This window comes from Lactiplantibacillus herbarum, from assembly GCF_001039045.1.
Classification (GTDB): domain Bacteria; phylum Bacillota; class Bacilli; order Lactobacillales; family Lactobacillaceae; genus Lactiplantibacillus; species Lactiplantibacillus herbarum.
Map to the genome: position 1 here is coordinate 125,517 of NZ_LFEE01000020.1, position 18,545 is coordinate 144,061.

The 18,545-nt window shown below is 44.0% G+C and carries 23 protein-coding genes; all 23 read right to left on the bottom strand.

Annotated features, from left to right (window positions below):
- Positions 1 to 5: 5 nt before the first annotated feature.
- On the bottom strand, positions 6 to 962 hold the full coding sequence (locus tag ACG95_RS07370; protein ID WP_047999914.1) for a hypothetical protein: 957 nt from the start codon (positions 960 to 962) through the stop codon (positions 6 to 8).
- Between the two features lies 1 nt (position 963).
- Positions 964 to 1,515 (bottom strand): putative phage tail protein, encoded by a 552-nt coding sequence (locus ACG95_RS07375; protein WP_047999915.1) that lies wholly within the window; start codon positions 1,513 to 1,515, stop codon positions 964 to 966.
- On the bottom strand, positions 1,508 to 2,656 hold the full coding sequence (locus ACG95_RS07380; protein ID WP_047999916.1) for a baseplate J/gp47 family protein: 1,149 nt from the start codon (positions 2,654 to 2,656) through the stop codon (positions 1,508 to 1,510). Before ACG95_RS07380 ends, ACG95_RS07375 begins: the two co-directional genes overlap by 8 nt.
- The gene (locus tag ACG95_RS07385) at positions 2,646 to 3,062 is read right to left on the bottom strand and encodes a DUF2634 domain-containing protein (protein WP_047999917.1); all 417 of its coding nucleotides are present in this window, start codon (positions 3,060 to 3,062) and stop codon (positions 2,646 to 2,648) included. The genes ACG95_RS07380 and ACG95_RS07385 overlap by 11 nt, the downstream gene beginning before the upstream one ends.
- Before the next feature lie 10 nt (positions 3,063 to 3,072).
- Entirely contained in the window at positions 3,073 to 3,357 is a 285-nt protein-coding gene (locus ACG95_RS07390; RefSeq protein ID WP_082137331.1) for a DUF2577 domain-containing protein, read from the bottom strand.
- 21 nt (positions 3,358 to 3,378) lie between these two features.
- On the bottom strand, positions 3,379 to 4,386 hold the full coding sequence (locus ACG95_RS07395; RefSeq protein WP_053072725.1) for an XkdQ/YqbQ family protein: 1,008 nt from the start codon (positions 4,384 to 4,386) through the stop codon (positions 3,379 to 3,381).
- Between the two features lie 2 nt (positions 4,387 to 4,388).
- The gene (locus tag ACG95_RS07400) at positions 4,389 to 5,078 is read right to left on the bottom strand and encodes a hypothetical protein (RefSeq protein WP_047999919.1); all 690 of its coding nucleotides are present in this window, start codon (positions 5,076 to 5,078) and stop codon (positions 4,389 to 4,391) included.
- Between the two features lie 10 nt (positions 5,079 to 5,088).
- Positions 5,089 to 8,025 carry a hypothetical protein gene (locus tag ACG95_RS07405; protein WP_047999920.1) on the bottom strand — a complete coding sequence of 979 codons (2,937 nt, stop codon included), beginning with the start codon at positions 8,023 to 8,025 and terminating at the stop codon, positions 5,089 to 5,091.
- A gap of 220 nt (positions 8,026 to 8,245) precedes the next feature.
- Positions 8,246 to 8,695, bottom strand: a complete 450-nt coding sequence (locus tag ACG95_RS07410; RefSeq protein WP_047999921.1) for a phage tail assembly chaperone — start codon at positions 8,693 to 8,695, stop codon at positions 8,246 to 8,248.
- Positions 8,696 to 8,710: 15 nt separating this feature from the next.
- Entirely contained in the window at positions 8,711 to 9,181 is a 471-nt protein-coding gene (locus ACG95_RS07415) for a phage tail tube protein (protein WP_047999922.1), read from the bottom strand.
- Positions 9,182 to 9,195: 14 nt separating this feature from the next.
- Positions 9,196 to 10,560: a phage tail sheath C-terminal domain-containing protein gene (locus ACG95_RS07420; protein WP_047999923.1), complete on the bottom strand. Its 1,365-nt coding sequence runs from the start codon at positions 10,558 to 10,560 to the stop codon at positions 9,196 to 9,198.
- Complete coding sequence (locus ACG95_RS07425; RefSeq protein WP_047999924.1) at positions 10,561 to 10,749, bottom strand: hypothetical protein; 189 nt, start codon at positions 10,747 to 10,749, stop codon at positions 10,561 to 10,563.
- Entirely contained in the window at positions 10,742 to 11,155 is a 414-nt protein-coding gene (locus ACG95_RS07430) for a phage tail terminator family protein (protein WP_053072727.1), read from the bottom strand. The genes ACG95_RS07425 and ACG95_RS07430 overlap by 8 nt, the downstream gene beginning before the upstream one ends.
- Positions 11,155 to 11,535 carry a hypothetical protein gene (locus tag ACG95_RS07435; protein WP_047999925.1) on the bottom strand — a complete coding sequence of 127 codons (381 nt, stop codon included), beginning with the start codon at positions 11,533 to 11,535 and terminating at the stop codon, positions 11,155 to 11,157. The genes ACG95_RS07430 and ACG95_RS07435 overlap by 1 nt, the downstream gene beginning before the upstream one ends.
- Positions 11,516 to 11,911: a hypothetical protein gene (locus ACG95_RS07440; protein WP_047999926.1), complete on the bottom strand. Its 396-nt coding sequence runs from the start codon at positions 11,909 to 11,911 to the stop codon at positions 11,516 to 11,518. Before ACG95_RS07440 ends, ACG95_RS07435 begins: the two co-directional genes overlap by 20 nt.
- Complete coding sequence (locus ACG95_RS07445; RefSeq protein ID WP_047999927.1) at positions 11,911 to 12,300, bottom strand: head-tail connector protein; 390 nt, start codon at positions 12,298 to 12,300, stop codon at positions 11,911 to 11,913. Before ACG95_RS07445 ends, ACG95_RS07440 begins: the two co-directional genes overlap by 1 nt.
- A gap of 12 nt (positions 12,301 to 12,312) precedes the next feature.
- Positions 12,313 to 13,332 (bottom strand): hypothetical protein, encoded by a 1,020-nt coding sequence (locus tag ACG95_RS07450; protein ID WP_047999928.1) that lies wholly within the window; start codon positions 13,330 to 13,332, stop codon positions 12,313 to 12,315.
- A gap of 19 nt (positions 13,333 to 13,351) precedes the next feature.
- A complete protein-coding gene (locus ACG95_RS07455; protein WP_047999929.1) occupies positions 13,352 to 13,906 on the bottom strand; it encodes a phage scaffolding protein in 555 nt (184 codons plus the stop codon).
- 190 nt (positions 13,907 to 14,096) lie between these two features.
- Entirely contained in the window at positions 14,097 to 15,515 is a 1,419-nt protein-coding gene (locus ACG95_RS07460) for a phage portal protein (protein WP_047999930.1), read from the bottom strand.
- Complete coding sequence (locus ACG95_RS07465; RefSeq protein WP_420324097.1) at positions 15,497 to 16,762, bottom strand: PBSX family phage terminase large subunit; 1,266 nt, start codon at positions 16,760 to 16,762, stop codon at positions 15,497 to 15,499. The genes ACG95_RS07460 and ACG95_RS07465 overlap by 19 nt, the downstream gene beginning before the upstream one ends.
- On the bottom strand, positions 16,734 to 17,600 hold the full coding sequence (locus tag ACG95_RS07470) for a terminase small subunit (protein ID WP_053072728.1): 867 nt from the start codon (positions 17,598 to 17,600) through the stop codon (positions 16,734 to 16,736). Before ACG95_RS07470 ends, ACG95_RS07465 begins: the two co-directional genes overlap by 29 nt.
- A gap of 285 nt (positions 17,601 to 17,885) precedes the next feature.
- A complete protein-coding gene (locus tag ACG95_RS07475) occupies positions 17,886 to 18,314 on the bottom strand; it encodes a transcriptional regulator (protein ID WP_047999932.1) in 429 nt (142 codons plus the stop codon).
- 16 nt (positions 18,315 to 18,330) lie between these two features.
- The gene (locus ACG95_RS14525; protein ID WP_160300363.1) at positions 18,331 to 18,495 is read right to left on the bottom strand and encodes a hypothetical protein; all 165 of its coding nucleotides are present in this window, start codon (positions 18,493 to 18,495) and stop codon (positions 18,331 to 18,333) included.
- Between the last annotated feature and the right edge of the window lie 50 nt (positions 18,496 to 18,545).

An 18,545-nucleotide genomic window follows, 5' to 3' on the forward strand; every position in this document is an offset into this window, starting at 1 on the left:
TCCGACTAATACATCTGAGTACCGCTATATTCCTGATTAATAACTATATTCTCCATATAATACGGTATTAACCCTTTTTCTTGACGTCTCCAAATACGAATAGTTCCGAAATAATCGCGGTCATTCGACAAAAATGTAACACCCCACCACAGAGTACGGTTGTATCCTTCGGGAGCAGTAGTAAAAATAGCACCGGCTTTAATCTGTAATGTATATAGTCCTTCTGCTAGTGGCCACAGCTTCAATGCCACACTTTCTCCTTTCTCAACTACTACCGTGGCTGTACCATCAGTCTTAGTGATAGGCGGCTGTTGAAAATTAGATAAATCGTATGCTGTTTGAGAAGTGCCCGTAGCAGGCAAAATAACCTTACTACTCCCATCAGTAGCCACCGGTTGAAAATTCGTCTCATTAACTTTGATCGTCCCATCATGATTATCATGCACCACATCCGCATCCTGCGCTAAATCCTTAATCGCATTCTGCACATACTGCTGCGTCGCCAAATTATTAGCCACCATCTCAATCGTCACGTTACTCTTCTGCCCGACAGCCATCGTAATTATCGTCTTAAATTCCATCAACACTTTATCCGCAAAGTCCGGCATAAACTCGGCCTGATCCGCAATTGCCACACTGTATAGAATCTCATTCGTCGTTCCCGCTTCCATGGCATACACACCAATCGCATTAATCTGATAACTCTTCGCTAAATCCTGATTAGTAAATAATAGTTCTGTCGTAATTAAAGTATGATCATCACTAACCACGTTATCACTCTGCGCAATGGTTCCCGCCTGCACCTCATTTGGCAACATGGTAAGTTTCTTAATACCATCCGTAGTTAACACATCCGCCGTCGTTGCGGTCCGTGTTAACTTAAACGTCGTCTTGCCAGCATAGGCCTTACTTGCCAGCAATAGTCCGGCTGGGGTTAATACTGAATCTTGATATTTTGACATCTTAAACCTCCTCATAAATGACAGCAGCTGCCCCAATCTGATCACTAACTACCGTATGTGCCGCGAAACCGATACTAAGTGGTAACGCATTCTCAGTTTTAGCCTGTTCACTAATAACATAAGCCAAGTTTGCTGGTAAATAAACACTCAATAAATAGCGTAACCGCACCACTTGTTCTGGCGTGATCACGGTAGCGCTACTGAATGTCTTCACACTCGACTTACCTGAATCCACCGTAATGGTTGTTGGAATTTGCAGCGACTTAACCAGCGCTCGCAAATAACCAATTGTAATCGCTTGAGGTGGCATGATTCGCAATAACACGTTACTACGCCGTTCCTCTAAGGACTCACCAGCCGTCACTTCAATCTTTAACTCGTACTCAAATAGCGACAACCCATTACTATCTGCTGTCATGACAAACCGATTTAACAGCAATCGATTAACCAAGTCACCCTGGCCATCGAAAATCACTTGTTCAGCCGCCATCAGTTGCTGCATTTCTACAACTTCATCGTAATAATTAGGTAAATAATCCGCTAGATTAACCATCAAGTTTCACCGTCCCCATAATCGGTAACTGTGAAGTTTCATTATTAAACACTAAGTCCACATCACTTTCGGCACCGTTAAGCACCGGCATGGACGCATTCACAACGCCGTCAACTTTTAAAATCTCACTTAGAATCTGGGCGCGGTAAATCGTCAACTTATAGCCGCGGCCAAGCGTTTTATCCACGTTATCCCAATCTTTACGCCGCTTCTGAAAATAGTCCGCAATGCCGCTCTCGATTTGTGATTGAACAGTTACTAGCGTAATCTGCGGGTTAACTTCCACATTAGTTGTCACATCAATGTTTAGCTCAGTTGGAGCAGCTACGGTAACTTGATGACCAATCGGTGCCAATCCGTACCCTTGACCTGTAGCTTCTTCCGGATCAAGTTCTGCTTTAACGGCTTTCAACAGTGTATCGCTGGCCGCTCGCAAATCGTTATTTAGAATGACAACCTTAACTGTGCTACCACCAGCCCACGCCGGATAGATTTGACCGGCACCAACCTCTTCAATCTTCGCTAGCATTGTCAGATAGTCGGCTACATTGCCACCGTAAGCATTATAGGTATCTGGCGATAATAGCCGTTCGCGTAAATGGTCATCCGTTTCGGCATCACGTGCAGGTACCGGTACGTCAATAATTTCAGCCCATGACAAACTATCATTCGGCGTAATCGGTAGAATCTGACCACGATAACTATTGGGCCCAATTCCAGCAATCTCAGCCGTCAACGTCCCAGCTCCTGGACCGGTAATCGCCGTCACTGAGTAAAAAATCGGTTCATCACCCAAACTGGCAAAGCGATCACCTACTTGTACACTAGTCACCGAGTTACCATCTGCGTCCGTAAAAGTCACGCTGGCTTGAGTTGCTGTTGCCGTCTGGCGACTAGTCCCTTGCTCAACTGCTCGGTAATCCAGAAACTCGCCAGTCGCAGTTGTCGTATAGACTTGCCGAACAACTGTACCAATACTGAGCGATTGTTCTGCCAAAGCAGTCACTGCAGGGGCTAGCGCATCATAGATAATGGCGCCTTCCCGTTTGTCGATAGTATCTGGCACCTCAGCCATCACTTTATCCATAAAATAATCAAAGTTTTGACTCCCAATTTGATTCGCTAATTCCTCAGGATTCACCCATCTGCACCTCCGTTTCTGTGTTGACCGCACCGTATATCGTTTCGACCGTCGCTTGAACCTCTAAAACCGTCGCGTCGACTCGTTCCACATTATCAATGGTCACTTCATTAACTCGATCATCAGCTAACAACGCTTCTTTCAGCATCCGTTCGACCTCGACCTCCGCATAATCAAACGACTTCCCCAATAGTTCGGTAAAGTCGTTGCCGTACTGATCACTATAAATCGGAAACACAAAGCGCTCGGTTTTCATGACCTTATCAACGGCTTGCACCATTGCTTCGTAATCATCAGTCATACCGATAATATGACCGTCCTTAACCTTGTACGTTCGCGACGGCAGCGTGACTTCTTCAACCTCATCGCTAAGCGTGTCACCAACCGTTTGAACATCATCATCCATCTAAACCACCTCACAATTTGTCAAAGATATAAAAAGTCTGGCCACCATCGCCGCGAATCATCGCTACGTGGTCACCAGACTGTAGGCCGTTTTTCACGGTCATCGTTTTCTTTTCGTCGTCAATCACTATCGTTGTCGTATAATCGGACACCGCCCGCCCTTTGGTCAATAACGAACTTGGTAGGATCATGTTATTACTTACTTGAACCTGCAGCGGACTGGTACTCACAACGGTGCCATAAATCACATCCGAGTAATCTGACTTATTACCGCCGCGAGCCCCTATCTGTTGCATTAACCATTCACCAGCCAATTTCTACACCTTCATTTCAATATCAGCCATATAGTCGGCGCTAAAACGATGCGTTGCCTTCGTAATCAGCATTGCTTGCGTTCCATAGCCGATGTCTGCCAAACTTTGGACTTTCAGCCATGCCGAATTACCAGCCACAAGTGCCGGGTCGCCAATCACTGTTAATGTGAGTTTGTTCGTCGGCTTGTTCTTAGATTTTAGTAAATCCTTCGCTTGTTGCCGCATTTGAGCTTCATTGGCCTTTTCCTCTGCGGTTTCAATAGTCTGTAGGCGTCCCCACTTATTAATATTGCCACTAGCGGTTACCGCCGTAAACGACGTATTACTTGGATCTTTGGTACCTGCCGTTGCGGTACTTCGTTGTCCTTTATCTTCGTTCTCACGAATCACTCGCACTACGTTAGCTGCATCATCAATGCTCTGCTCATACTCAAACTTTGTCATTAATGACTTATCACCTACAACCAGTGTAGTTTCTTTGTATGGCGCTTTTCTAAGCTCAACGGTGTCATAGTTGGTTGCAAGAAAGAACTGGCTACCAGTCGCTTTTTGAGTGGTCTCAATTGAGGATTGAAGCATGTCAAAGTAACTTTTACCATCAGCTACCTCTGCTACTAATTTATGCTCAGAATTATTAACTACCCGGTAACTAACCCCCGCCATCTTCGCAACTTTAGTAAAGCGTTGTGATAGTGTCGAAACCGGCCACACCAGCGAATCTTGGTTTTTAAAGTATCGCAACTTATCATAAGCTGTAACAGTAAACTTTTCATTAGTGTACTTAAAATCAAAGACATAACCATAAAACACCTTGGTATTATCCCAATAAAACTCCACAATATCACCCATATGTGGTGTAAAACCTTCGTTCACTTCAATCATTTCAAACTCTAGCGTTCCGGCCGAATAGTTAAGATCAGTTGTCCAGGTGACAACGCCACTCAAAATACTACGAACGTCCCACACTCGTGGATCAGTCCGCCGACCAACGGTAAACTTTGTCACTGTCATTCTTACACCGCCCTCACTGACGACTTAGTGACCCAACCGCGCCAACCGCCACTTAGCGTTGTGACATGGTACGGACAGGCTCGCCCCAACGCAATGAAGTTGACCTTGCGGGTCGCATTGCGCTCCGTTTGCCCCGGCCCACTGCCGTAACTATCAACGTGCAAGCGACCATTAACAATCACCGTTGACCCACGCCCAATCTTCTTGGGTGGCGCTGGTCGCTTCTTGCCCTTAGCAGCAACCTTCTTCTTAGTGATTTTCATCAGTTCGGCTTTATATGACTTGTACTCTGTTAGAACCAGTGTATAAACATACTCATCCGAATTACCACTCTTAAATCCATAAGTAAAACTTGCAATCGTCATCTGTAACGAAATCTTAGTCCCAGATAGCACAAAGCGCACCGGCTTCTTAGACTGATGAATACTAGTCAACCGATTGATATAGTCCTGTGCTTTACTCAATGGCTTAGATGCCGTCACATAACCCACGCCTTTATTACTAATCGGTAAAATACCATCAATACTAATGGAACGTAACTTGACCTCACCAATCCGATTGATGGCACCGAGTTTTACGACCTCCTCTGTACTATCATTCGTTTCATAGTTGATTTTTAATTCCTCTGGATTGACTGGCAGCTCAAACGTTTTGTTCTTACTGTCAGTCAGATAAATTCCAATATGTGCCATTTCTTCACCTCTAACTCATTGACTTGCCATCCAACTGAATCAAGTAGCTTTCTAACTTACGGGCGATTGTCTCACCGTCTTGTTCACCATCGCCACTACTAATCACTTGAATCGCACCGCTCTCAACTCTCACAATCATTGCAGAACTATTCTGATTGTTACGATTATTGGTAACCGTTTGACCATTAGGATTTTGACGATTAAATGACGTTTCACTTGGGATGCTTTCGGCACCAATGCCGCCAAATTCCATTGCTGGTAGTTGACTGGAAACACCCCCAGCAGCAGCCGTCGCCAAATCACTACCGGCAGTCGCTACTAATGAGTTAGTACCATCCATACCTAGTGCCATCCCTTGGCCCATATAATCCCCAATTTCAGCGAATAAACGTGATGGTGAATGAACTTTAGCAGCAGCGCGGGCGGCACGATTAGCTTGTGCTACTAACGCATTAGCCGCAGCAGCTACCGCACCAACTTGCGAACGCATCCCAGTAGCCAATCCAGCACCAATCATTGATCCAGCAGCTTGCATTGCACTAGCCCCAGAACGAGCAGCCGCAGCAGCGGCATTTACTGATGCACGCACAGCATTCGTGAGTTGTGAACCACCTGAGCGTGCTGCTGCAACTGCCGACGCCATACCTGATCTAACGGCAGAAACTACCCCAGCCATTGATGGTTTCCCAATCTTAGGTGCCGGAATGTTAGCAATTTTAATCCGCGCTGGTTGCGGAATTACTGGCTTGCCAACTTTAGGCGCAGCAATCGAAGTTGCCTTAACCTTAGTTGGTTGTGGCGTTTGTGGCTTACCAACTTTTGGTGCTGCAATTGTCGCAATCTTAGGTGCTGTCGGTGTTGGTATTTTCGGCTTAGCAACCTTAGCATCATACTGAACCGTACCGCCTTTAACCGTTTGACCAGCTAATGCGGCAGTCTTTTGCTTAGCAGCACTTGTATCAGCATCAACTTTGACGGTTTTACTCGTCTTATCAAGTGGCAGCGCTGTATTCATACTATTAGTTAGTTGGGTTGTATCGGCACCAACCTTTACCATAGTTGCCTTCTTAGAGGAAGTGGCTTTATCCACACTACTGTTAAGTTGAGTTGTATCACCCTTGACACTTACGGTGCTATTTTTCTTAGAACTAGTAGCAGTATCTAAGCTTTTAGTTAACTGGCTCGTATCACCCTTAACATTTACTGTACTTGCTTTCGAAGACTTAGTGGCTAAATCTAAGCTATTAGTAAATGGTGTCATATTGCCTTTAACATTTACTGTACTATTTTTAGGATTCTTAGTTGCCAAATCCATACTATTAGTTAGGCCGCTTGTATCTCCCTTAACATTAACCGTGCTAGACTTGCCATTTACCCCAGCAATAGCTTGATCTACCCCGCTAGAAACATCACTGGTATCTGCTTTAACATTCACCTTTGGTTGCGTCTTACCAAGCTCACTAACCGAGTCTTTAACAGTACCAAGAATATCACCAACCCCTTTGATACTAGTCTTAGCACCATTGAATCCATTCTCCAAGCTTTTACTACCTGCATCAAATTCCTTGGCTGCACCGCTAAAGTTACCCGTTAACGCTTTGCCTAATGCCATTGCATCGTGAGCAATGGCTCCAATCACACCAGCAACCAATTGACCAGCCGCCACCAAAACTAACGCAGCACTTGCTGCAGCCACAAAACCAACTGCTAAAATACCAATCACGATTGCACCAATTCCTTTAAGGATAGGTACTAATGGCGCTAGCGAAACTGCCATATTGCTGAACGCACTCTTCATTGCATTGCCAACAATACCAAAAATTGGTGCTAGTCCTTCAATGACACCACGAATATTCATAAAGTTACTCTGCCATGCCATGACGGCACCTGCAATCACGGCCGTAACCGCTGCTACCACTAAGATAACTGGTCCAAACGCAGTCGAAACAACGCCACCAATACCACTAAATGATGCTTCTATTGCTGGCAATATTCCCCCTCCGCTAAATGCAGAAATAACTCCTTTTACAGCTTTTGCAGCTGCGGGACCAATTTCACCAAGTCCGAGTGTATCCGCTAGTTTCATTCCCCCTTTAATCAAACTGATAGCTTTAACCGCAGCTACTAACGAACCAATCGCAATTGCGACCCCTTTGATCTGTCCCGGACTCATCTGCTTGATTGCATCACTAACTGATTTTATTGCATTAGCGGCTCCCGTTACTGCACTCCCAGCTAAACGGCCTAAAGAATCAGCCAAACTATCAAGACTAGCACCTCCAGTGAAAGCATTACTAATATTTTTCATGGCATCTCCAAGCGATTGCATGGCTGCGCTCGCAGCACTAATTGCTGAGGTATTTGACATTGATTGCCAAAATTCGGCCACGAAACTTCCAGCCACTTTCAATCCATTAACGATTCCATTAGCAACTGTCGCCACTTTAGACTGAACCCCACTAAAGTCCATTGCTGAGATTTTATTCGACAGCTCACCTATTGCTTCAACACCAACTTTACTCACTGCTGCATATGCAGGGGACAATTTATTAACTAAAGTTTTTTGCAACCCATCCATCGCTTGTCCAAGAGTGGTAACTTGTTGTGTATTTCCGTTGAAAGCTTGCCATGCACTGCTAGAGCTTTCAAGCTCACCTATCAACGACTTGACACCCGCTGCTGCCAGCCCAACGCCTTTAGCAACACCATTCTTTACCAGATTGGACCCCAACGTGGCCTTGATTAAACTACCAGACTTACGAGTGCTACCATCTAATTGATCAAAACCGGCTTTAAAATTACTAGCGAATGTACTGCCACTCTGTTGAGACATTGAGTGTTGTAATTGTTGGATTGCATTCATTGACTGCTTTAATCCAGAATTCAATTGATTTAACGTATTTGAAAATTGATTATTAATTATAATTGAACCTTTTACTGTTGCCATTTTTCCGCCTCCTTTCAGGTATGTAAAAAGCCAAGCGCTTAATTGCGCTTGGCTTCCATTTCAGCTTGTTCCCGCCGTAGTCGTTCTTGTTCTATGTCGATGCCCGCAATAACTAAGCCGCGCTCTCTAATCGAGAGACCTATCCAGTCTTGAGGTTTCCAGCCCCAGCTAAGCATACAGTAGTGATAGTATTGAAATTCATTACCCTCACCATTGTTAATTATTTTTTTACGTCGTTTGCAACCTCGGTCACACCACTAACATCGAAACCGCTAAACTTCTGAATAGCTGCGGATAAGTCTGTATATTCGCCACCACGAAGCATTGTTTTAAGAATACTTGCGGGATGACCAATTGCACCCCATGATTCTTGCAACTTAGCATTGGTTAAGTCTGGATTGACTACCGCCGCTACAATAAGATTTTCCAATAATTTTTCATCATCAGTTTCATTGAAGAACTCACCTGATTTATTTTGGAACTTCCGCGTACTTTGTTTACGAATCTGGGCCATCCGTTTTTCAGTCAGCGATTGAATCGTGATTGAAAGTCCTAAACGTTCAATTGGAACTTCTTTTGTTTCAACTGGATCACTAACATTTTCACGCAAAAACGCGTCAATCCCAACCTGTTTAGAACGTGTTTCAACTGCTTGATTATCGTTTGCCATTTTTAAATCCTCCAATTATTTAATGTCGTTGAATGGCGTTACTAACTTAACACCATCGAAGGTGAAATCAGTATCCCATTCCAACACTTTGTCATCAGCCTTCAAGTCTAAAATTGGCACCTTATCCAAGTTGACGTTCTTTAGCAGAACCGTTTGCGTCCCCGTACTACTTGTGTTGTCATTAATCGTGGCCGTAATATCAAAGTACATATCCGCACCGCCATTAGCGTAATCAAGACCATACTCGATCCAATTAGAACTAATCAAATAACCGCTAAGCTTACCTTTACCAGCCATAGAGGTCGTCTTATTCTTAGACCAACGATCACCAATAACTTTGACTTTTTCCTTATTCTTTTCAACATCCGCACTTAATTCGATCAGTTCCATCATGTTGATGTTCTGGCCTTTGTAGTTCATGAAAACCGTAGCTTCCTTAGAACTAATCGTATCTTGGCCGTTTAAAAATTGGCTAGTTGTCGCCATATTCGTTGCCTCCCTTATTTAACCGTTAATGTCATGTAGAGTTTTTCCATTGCTTCATTAGGTTGCGCACCCAAATCAACAACAATGGAATCCTTGTCGTCACCAGCCGTGATCATCACATCATCCTCAACGAAGTTCTGGATAATGTTGGCATTTTGTAAATCAGTCATGTAAGTAATCAGGGCCGACTTGAATAAATCACGACCAGTCGTGTTGTTATTGACCTTGCCAATGAATTGATCTTCAAAAGTCGTTTGAACAGTATTGGCAATCTCGTCCATTGTTCGCACAACTTGGTTCTTAGCGAAGTAGCTCGGTTTGTCTGCAGTGAACAACGTTAAACTGTTGATGTCTTCTTCAACAACCACATCGCCATCACGCTTAACACTGAACACTAAGTGGCCCTTTTGAAGGTTATCAATAATCGCTGTGTTAGATAATCGTGGTGTGGCGTCCTGAGCATTAGGGTAGATTGCGTAAGTCAACGACCCGCTACCATCCATTGCTGATGATGCCCCAGCGATATATGCAGCAGCCGTCGTTGCTTCTAAGACCGTGCCATCCATTAACGTGACCCCATTAACAACGGTTGTGATCGCCTCATCATTGTACTTAGTGTCCGTAACAAGTGCTGGCACAACACCAGTAACTTTGTAGCCTTCATCATCCCGCATTCGCTTAACTAAGTTAGCTAGTAACGCATGTAATTCACTGTCGACTGAGTAACCAGCCGTCGTCGCCACACTATATTCACGAGTCTCCATGGCATCGGCAAGTAGTTCCGTAACGTCTCCTTTATCACTCGTACCACCGGTTAACTTGTACGTGGTCTTACCTGCTAAAGCTGCTAATTTAGTTGATACTGTAGCGGCGTCACCAGTAACCACGTCAACATAGTCATTACTGGTCAATGCTGTTGCTCCATCTGTACTGATTACTTGTTCATCAACAGTCACCGTATCTAATAGCGTCGTTACTGTAAGTTTAGTGGTGTCAGTTGGGTCCTTTAAAATGCTGACCGTGATGTTGTTACCACGAACACCGGCGTACTTAGCATTGAACGTCCATGGTAAGGCGTCATCCGTAATCGCGGCCTTCGTCCCAGCATTAGCATTCACCAAGAGCACGGTTACCGCACCCTTGAGCGCTTCACGAATCGTAATCGCCTTAGCATCCGTCTGAGCAACACCAATCAAGGCCTTAAAATCACTATCACTAGCTAATTCAATGACCCCATTAGTGCCCCAGCCATAATCGACACCATTGACCATCAACACTCGCCCTGCCGTCGTGTCAGGCTTGTCCTGTGGGACCCCAACTGTATTGATATATGCACCGGGGCGCTTTTTGTTTTGGTTCTTCCAAATTCCACCAGCCATTTAAATAGCCTCCTTAAATTTCTTAATTGCTTGTTTTGCTTGGTCCACTGAGTAGTCTTGATCATCGTTCAAAGCGACTTTCAAAATATCAAGTTCCAATTTAGTAAAGCCACTAGCACGCAGTAAGTCCGCCTTGCCATATTTGACAACGGTCTTCTTAGCAGCACTAGCCTTCTTTGTTTCAGTCATGCTTCAATCCTCCTTGATAATCGATTGCTTGTTGCTTAGTCCCTTTATCGACTGGCACTGCCCGGAAACTGACTCTAAATGTCATGATCAACGTGCTATCACTGCGTTCAAAATCAATGTCACTGACCGTAGCAAAGTCTTCCAGTTGTTTAAAATTGTCAGATAACTGTTCCTCCATCAAATCCATATCTTCGTTTGGCTTATCAATATTTGGAAAGTAGATCACCTCAAAATGATTGTCTCGAAACTGGATACCAAACAGATTAGGATTGATGTGTGACGTAATCTTATTCACAAAAAAAGATGGTTCCTGAAAACCACCTCGTTGTTGTTCACGATAGATTGGGATGTCTGGACTAAGCTTCGCTAACTCCATTGCAATTCGTTCACTGATATTAAATGCCATTACATCAACCCCTGTAAGCAGGAGTTTAAATTGGCATCCAGGATAGCCGGTAGCCGATTATCAATTTCAGCTATTGCTTTTGTTAGGGTATGTTGTCCTGAGATCCAACTACCATGAGTCCGATACCCATTCTCAATTTTAGCTGCATCATCAACGTTATTGGTCACTGTCAAAATAATCATCGATTGGTTATTAGTGGTCCCATCTATTTCCCAGCTACTGCTATCTGGTGTTCGATTTTTAAGTTCTTCCAATAATGTCATGCCTGATTTTTTTAAGTTATTATTCAACATCATTTCCATTTGATGGGATTTCACTTCCGAATCAATACGCTTTGATAAGGCCTCAAATGCACTAATATCAAACGTTCCCCACGCCATCCGCAACCACCTCCTTCGCCTTCTCATCGCGAACCATCGCGACTTCCTGATGACTCACATAGCCGGTGTAGCCCTTGCTAGCTCGCCGATATCGTGTCACGTTGCCGTTGACATCCGTCACCGTAATCAAGTCACCCGCAGCAATCTTAATCGCACTATCGATAATCAGCTTGGCATCATAGGTATCCGTTCCAAAAAGAGTTTGCTCACTCGCTTTTAAGCTACCTAACACAACTTTTCCCGGGCGATCCACGCACACGTTAACATCAGCAGTAGTCGTAAACGGACCATCTACTACTTCGCGTACCCCAACAATCGTGACCCGATCATGCCACAGTCTTGGCAGTACTTTAGTCATTCGCTTAAAGCCGTCCATCAGTATTTCACCTGCCTAAACTGGTTGAGCACCATTAAATAGTTATCGCTAATCGCATTAACCGACTGCAATTCCAGCAACGTTGCCGATAATGATTTAAAAATTACCGCCGTATCACCCTCGCTGAGCGATTGAACGTCATTCATTGGCTCAGCTGATGATGCCAGTAGTTGATGGGTTTCCAGCAACTGTTGTGCCATTCCAACAATCGTTTGATCTAATTCGGCTGGCAAACTCGCTATTGCGATGTGCGTATAATTAGCAATATCATTAATCGTCTTATCCAGCACATAAGCCATAATCTCATCATAATTCGGATTGGCTTCCACGTTGGGATTCAGCTTAATTAATTGAGCCAATAGTTCTGGCCGTCGCGACAATGCTGCCATACTTATTCCTCCCTAAACAACTAAAGCTAATAAATCGGCCTTGTTAGCGCCGGCACTGTACGTGATGCCTTTTTGATCAAGGTACGCTTTAATCTCATCGATCGTGTTAGCATCAGTTGGCTTATTAATCGTCTTATCGCTGATGACAAATTCGATCCCCTTCGTCTTGGTCTTCAGTAATAACACATCATCATAAGATTGTTCGTAGTAAAGATAGTTCCCGCTAGCAGCGGCCGTTGGTGCATCGAAACCAGCAAAACTGTACTTTTGTGGTGCAATTTGGACACCATTAGAGATCAAGAACATTTCAATCTGTTTGGCATCATCCTTAAGCTTTGAGCCCACCGTAAAGTCAAAGCTAGTTTGCATCAAATCAGATGGTACGACAATCACGGTAACATCATCAATACTATAAATTGAACGTTGCACGTTATTAGCGTCACTCAAGACCAACTGACGATTCATCGCATCTGCACGTTTCAGGATCGCGTTGTTTTTAGGTGTTAAATACAAGAAACGCCCTTGTTGCGGCACTCGCTGTTCATCCATATCGGTCATCATATTGTCGAAAGCTTCTAAAATGCTCTTTTCATCTAACGTATCCGTATGAATACCATCAGCACCATCAATGGCAATCTTACCCTGATACAACTTACTGAACATTTCACGATCCATTTCAGGCATCTTTTCATCCTTGTTGAACTGGGTCGTAATATTAGCAATCGAAACGACCATGTTTGATTCATCCACGTCACTCGGATCAACCAAGGTTGACCAGTAACGTTCATTCGTTAATTCATAAGAATCCCAATCATTCGAATAATTAGCTTGAATCGTCGTGATTTCTCGCCGTGCTCGATTTCGCCGTCCTTCTTCAATCGTTAAACGAGGTAATTTAATGTGTTTCGCCCCATCGAATCTAATAACACTGTTGGAAGGTGAGTTCCAGAGCGGTGCTGAGAATAAATGTCCATCATAAAAAGCTTGCTGAATCGCTTGTTGATAAGCGTCCGCATAATTAATTGTTGCCATAAGTTAATGTCCCTCTTTCTTACTGTTGTTTGAATGCATCAATCATCACTTGGGTTGGATTCTCATCCTGAGAACCAGCACCACCGTTGGGTTCATAATGGGTCTGCTGACCACCATTGAATAGATAACCATCCGATTGCTTTAAAGCTGCCACCTGATCTTCAAAACCTTCCAGCTGACCCTCATCTGTTAAGCTAACCTTACTCATATCCAACAAGCCGCGTACCGCTTTGGTATTCCGTGCCTTAGCTCCGGTCAGCGCCGCATCAAGTGCCCCGTCAAGTTGGGTTTGTTTAAGTTGGGCTGTTAAATTTTCGGTATCTTGATCATACTTAGCTTGAAGCGCCGTTACCTGCTGAGAGAGGCCTTCATTATCACCAAGCTGTTGTTTCAAGGCCTTCATATCCTGATCCCGGGTAGTCAACTGGTCACGTAGCTGCTCATTTTCCTGCTTAATTCCAGCAACATCACCAATTCCGGCCTTGGCATTTTCAATATCATGCCCGTTGGTTTTCATAATGGCATTGATCTGATCATCAGTCAGCCCCATCTTAGTTAACACATCTCGTTTCATATCTACCATTCCTTTCACGCTTTAATGACGCGGTGCGACCGCAATTCAAGGTAAAACAAAATGGCCTTTTTACGTCATGCCAAGGACAATTAGGGTATTAAAAAAGGCCATGCGATTAACGCCGGTCTTATGACACTGTCATTTATACTAAACACACTTTAAACCAAGTCTATAAAGCACTGTCAAAACCCTAATCCTGTTCCACGCTACCTGCTGATGCTTGATTTTCACCAGGCTGCTCATGCACGTCCACTCTCATCATATCTGCCTGTCTATCAACCAATTCTTGCTGCCAATCTGTGATAATCGGATTAGCCTTAGCAATCGCCTCAGAACTAGAATACGGCGCAACTTGTGCAACCACCTGTGCCTGTTCTAAGCTATTTTGAATCGCGGTTCGTGTCCACATTTGACTGATTGGCCGACTATTTGCGTCCGCTACGCCTAGCCAATTCATCATAGCGCGCACTAGTTCATTAAGCGCATCCCGAAAATAGGCCTCCGTGATCGACGCCTTTAGTTCTAAATGGCCATATAAAGCACGGATCGCAGTTCCCGACGCATTGCCGATTGTTTTAAAATCAACCGGATTGATGCCTTGACCATCGACAAAAATCTTACTATCCGTTCGTTGTAAGACATTATCACGAGCCTCAACCGGAATATCAATCGTTAGCTTATCTACACCAGATTTATCTCCCGGTCCGATGCTATCCATCTTAATCGCTTTGTCCTTTTTAAGTGTCTGCATCAGCTCATCTAAATCAGTACCACCGTAATTTGTCAGCACTAAGATGACTTGTTGGACGTCATTGATATCGTTAACGAAGCCATTAAACACATTATCATAAACGTCGATCAGCCCTTTATACTTAAACAAATCAGGGCGCTGCAGCTTATTCTTAGGAAAACCAATAAATGGGACACGTCCGAAACCATGTTGATAAACATTGCTGGTTCCGATCGTTTCACCAGTGGATACATCCGTAACGCTGAATCGGTCATCGATCGTCTGCAAATCAACGTAATCATGTGCAGACGATTTAAACGCCGTAACGTCCTGATCCGTCCAGTACTCGTGAATATAATACGATTTGCCGTCAGCTGGATTAAGTTGCTGATAAGTCCGGCGTACGGCTAATAGTTTTCTATCCAAGTCATTACTGTAGATTGGCGTAACTTGATCTGGCGGTACGACTCCATACCGAAATTGCTGATCCTCATCAATCCAGTAGTGTAGCCATGCCATACCCGCATTACTTGCATCCACTACTAACTGTTCAAGTCGCAAATTAAAGTTATCGCCTAACGTATTTTTCAATGCGTCATTGAGAGCCGTATTTTCAACATCAATTGCTGGTGGCGTCGTTGCTAGGTACCCTGCTTCTTGGTCGACTAACAACTGATGATAGTTGCTGCTGACCCGGTTATCTGCATGCCGCAGTAGCTCATCCTTGCCATCTGGTTTAACTTTAGACTCACCAGCATTGCGCAGCGTAATATCATTTTCATTGCGATAATAATGTAACGACCGCTCAAACCGGCGCCTAAATTCCAGCCGACGTGCGTCCGTATTTCGAAGCAATTCGATCATGGTTTTCGTTTCCAAGGCTTAAACCCTCCCTTTCTAATAATTGATTCAAGCGAATACCTAGTGGCATCATTGGTATGATCATTACCATCTGGATACTCCGCCTTTAAATTACCGTTGCCATCACGTTCCAGTTCATAACCGGTAAACTCACGGGCTGCATTTGGACACCGCACCGGATCAATAACGATTGCTCGTAAATCTTGCAACCATTTATAGCCTTGGTCCCGACTTCCCGGGCCTTTGCGGGCACCAATAACGTTCAGCCCCATATCTCGATACTCTGCGATAGTGCCTGGCGAAGCTGAATCCGCAATAATCAACTTATTCTCAGGATTCAGTCGTTTAATTAGCTCAATAGCATTACGATTTTTCAATCCAACCTGATAGATTTCGTTAAAAATATATAACTGGTGCCTAGCGACATCAAAAAAAGTTTCAACGTATGCCAATGGATCGCTCGCAAAACCGAAGTCCAATCCACGTTTAACGTTATCGAATAATTGACACTCATCATCCGTAATCTGGCGTTTAACGATATTATTGAACACTTCCGTCCCGGTACCCGTCACTTCACCTAAATATTCATGAGCATAAGCTTTCGGATTATCATGCTTAAGTTGCTGTGCGTCAGCCAAAAATTCCTTGCCCAACCATTGCCGTGGCACCGTCAGATAATCAGATGAGTGGACCAATGTATCCGCGCGTAACCCTTCTTTACTAGTCGTCAGATTAACCCAGCTATTCTGGCTCGCCGGTGGATTATAACTATAAAAGGTCATGATATTACTACCACCACGATTGAGTGACTGATTGATCGACCGAATCTCCGGCCAACCTACGAACTCATCAACTTCCTCGTAGTGTTTGAACTTCGTATAACCGTGGCGAAACTTCTGCGACTTGATTTTACGCGGTTTATCAGCACCCTTAAAACGAATCTGCTGACCAGTCGGGATGTACGTTAACATCATTGGACTAATTGATTCCTTCCAATAGTCCTGAACGCCCAACACATCAATTGCCCATAAATACTGGTCAAATACCGAGTCACGCAACGTATTCGCTACTTTCCGCAGGACAATCGCATTCGCTTCTGGATCTTTCATAATTCCCAAGACCACTTCGATTGAGATAAAACTAGATTTAGTGGAGCCACGGCCGCCAGACAACCAATAATTACTGTGTCGCTGCTGCTTAATATCAACATGCAGCTGACGAAACGACGGTGCCACCTTATTCCGTAGTTTCACGATGGTACTCACGTTCATCATCCTCCTCAATGTCGTCTGCGATTTGAACGCCCTGCGTTTCATGCTGGGCCGCATAAATATCCGTATATTTGATCAGACTATCCAAGGCTTTTTGCTTATCATACATTTCAACAGTCACCTTATCCTGATCGACTCGTAACGATTTAACGTTCGTCGTGTCAATCTCATCACTATTACGTAGCTTAACCACGTTTTCGTAATAGTATGCTTGCTCCCCAGTATCAGGATCAATCTTCGGAATCATGCGATAGTGGCCATTTCCATCCGTGTATGGTCCACGTTTATCGCGTACCTTATACCACGCATGGTGTTTGACCGTTTTAAACTGAAGCACATCGCGAATATCTGCGGTGGATTGCTGCCGCAACTCACGAATAATATCTTGGATATCGAAATACAGCTCGGTTGACTGCTGCTTTCTCAATTCACTTAGCTGGGCCTTCACCTTTTCATTACTCATTAACCGCGGCCCGTTGCGCATCGCTTGCTCATGACTGACATGATAGACCTGCTGGTAGGCCCACGTCGCATTAAATCGCTGTAAATAAAAAAGGCAAAACAATTTCTGCTTTTCAGTCAGCTGATTGTTTGCCTCTAATATCTCAATTGCGGGAGGAACGTCTGATGATAACTTCGTGACTGACTTTGTAATTGCCTTAGTTACCGTCTTAGCTTGGATAGCCGAATTTTTAGCCGCATCGCGTTGCCACTTATACCGCGTCTTCCAAGTTTTTACCGTATTCAGGCTGACTGCATATTTAGTCGCGATGTCTTTGTATTTCATACCGGCCACGTAATCTTGAAGGGCCTGTTCATGCTTATTTGTCATTACATCTCACCACACCTTACTTTCTAATTGAATTTCAACGTTCATGACTCACCGCTTCTCATTAACACGTCAGCTGACTTTCTAAGTTATTTCCAAGGGTAAAACTGAAACTTTAATATTGCCGGCGAACTTTGAACGTGTATCCCATCACGGCTTATCCATTAGCCTATGGTGACGCCTTGTCTGAAATTGCTTTTTATGGAAATGCCATAACTTATTTATTAACCATTTGGCATGCTACTAATTTAACACGATAATGGCGATCAGTTTTCTCGATATTTTCCACTAGGCAATATCGTACAGTCCCAATCCCTTAGCACACTCATCAATGAACGCGTTCTTTAGCTCATAAGCTCGGGCTTTGCCTACACTGATCACGTTATTATCAACTAGGCCGACTAAGGTGTACTTGGGATGTTTCTTGAAATATAATTCGCCGATAATGGTTTCCGTATCAGTACCGACTTCATCCAAGCAATCTTCTACGATGGCGCGTTGACGTTTCAGTGCGTTGATTCGGCGGTCCTCATCAATCGTAATCAATGTGGCCAACGTGGGATTGATTTCCTTATTCTGTGCCCGACCACCACCAGTATTTTCATCGGCGGCTCGTGATGAGTAGCGTAATTCTTGCTCACGCGTTTCGATATATTTATCAATTTGTGGATAATCCCGTAAAATATCTTCGACTGTTCGTACTGTTGATCGTTTCATTAATAAGTCCCCCTAGTTAGTCCTTCGTTGATTTCAAATTAGTCGGTTCATTGGTTTTGAGTACACGCTGGTCGCATTCAGTCTTACGCATCAAATATTGCTCAACCGCTGACCAGCTTGAAAAATTCTTTACATATGATGACTGCCCGCTATTCTTTAACGGGATAATTGTAAATTTCATTCGTTCAACTCCTTTTTATAAGAACGTGTTTAGAATCTTTTCAAGAGTAT